This is a genomic window from Aquibacillus halophilus (assembly GCF_009649745.1).
Classification (GTDB): Bacteria; Bacillota; Bacilli; order Bacillales; family Amphibacillaceae; genus Aquibacillus; species Aquibacillus halophilus.
This window is the reverse complement of record NZ_WJNG01000056.1, coordinates 1-281: the sequence shown is the minus strand read 5'-3', so window position 1 is coordinate 281 and position 281 is coordinate 1. Positions and strand designations below refer to the sequence as shown.

General features: G+C 38.8%; 1 pseudogene. It reads right to left on the bottom strand.

Annotation, left to right across the window (positions count from 1 at the left end):
* Positions 1-281: pseudogene (locus GH741_RS22550) on the bottom strand (zinc ribbon domain-containing protein); the annotation flags it as partial.

Below are 281 nucleotides of genomic sequence, written 5' to 3'. Positions count from 1 at the left end.
AAGTAACGAGCCGCTATATTATAGCTAGCTGAAAGATCAGCATGATATACCTTGCCCGTAGTAAATGTCGCAAGGTCTTTTTTATGATTACGTTCTACTTTTCCTGTACCATCATAGGCCAATGCACTTGTGTTTCTAGGGTTTACCCTTGAAATTCGCATTCCTACATAATGCGCCATTTCTTCTACTTTATTTTGGATCGCTGTTTTTCTCCAATAACGTAGTTTAAAACGAAGTTTCTTCGCTCCCCAAAAACCTTTTGGTACGCGCATTTTATTGAG